Annotated in this window: 1 protein-coding gene; it reads right to left on the bottom strand. The window is 48.4% G+C overall.

Annotated features, from left to right (window positions below):
* Positions 1–109: 109 nt before the first annotated feature.
* Entirely contained in the window at positions 110–1114 is a 1005-nt protein-coding gene (locus R8O11_RS25000; RefSeq protein WP_000427619.1) for an IS110-like element IS5075 family transposase, read from the bottom strand.
* Between the last annotated feature and the right edge of the window lie 39 nt (positions 1115–1153).

The following is a 1153-nucleotide window of genomic DNA, read 5'->3' as shown; positions in this document are numbered from 1 at the left end:
GCCTTTCCGTTTTACAGGTTCCTCAACAGGCCGGTGGGCCGTTAGTATCATCAATATCAGTATTCGCAAAACCAGATGAATGATTGTTTAAACTGGTGTATTTCTGCCTTTATGCTTCGTAAGTTTGCTGTCGCGCCGTCAGTGCCCAGGCTATTCTGGCCAGCTTGTTTGCCAGAGCACAGGTGACGACAAAGTTGCTTTTCCGACACAACAACTCCCTGACCCAGTCGGCCAACTTGCCAGACTGGTGTTCCAGTTTTTGTATGAATACCCTGGCACACTGAACCAACAAAGTTCGGATCTTTTTGTTGCCCCGCTTGCTAATCCCTAACAATGTCGTCCGACCTCCCGTGCTGTACTGTCGGGGTACCAGCCCTGTTGCCGCCGCAAAGTCACGGCTGCTGGCGTACTGCTTCCCGTCGCCAATCTCAGTTGAAATAGTACTGGCAGTCAGCGTTCCAACGCAGGGAATACTCAGCAAGCGCTGTCCAACCTCATCTTCGTCCAACTTTCGTTTCAACTGAGATTCCAGATCTTTAATCTGCTCAACAAGATAGTGATAATGCTGTTGTAATTTCAGCAGTAACTGGCTGAGATAAAGAGGCAAACTACTGTCCTCAAGAAGGGTACTCAGTCGACTAATAACGGCAGCACCTCGCGGAACGCTGATACCAAATTCCAGCAGAAAAGCATGCATCTGATTAGTTGTTTTCACCTTATCCTGAACCAGGGATTCACGGACACGATGCAGAGCTCGCATTGCCTGCTGAGATTCGGTTCTGGGCTGCACGAAACGCATAGATGGACGTGATGCTGCTTCACAGATAGCTTCAGCATCAACGAAGTCATTTTTGTTGCTTTTAACGAATGGGCGGACAAATTGCGGTGATATCAGCTTTGGAAAATGCCCTAACTCTTCCAGCTTGCGTGCCATAAAGTGAGAACCGCCACAGGCTTCCATCGCGATGGTTGTTGCCGGGCATGTCGCCAGAAATTCGATTAGCTTTGGTCGGGTGAATTTTTTACGGTAAACGGCCTTCCCACGATGATCCTGACAATGAATATGGAAAGAGTTCTTACCCAGATCGATACCAATAAGCGCAATGTTTTCCATGATGGTTCTCCGAATGAAAGCCTGTCCTCAGCATAGTAC

This window comes from Vibrio sp. 1288 (assembly GCF_033344475.1).
Note: the sequence above shows the minus strand (reverse complement) of the source record. Positions and strands in the feature narration are given on the sequence as shown.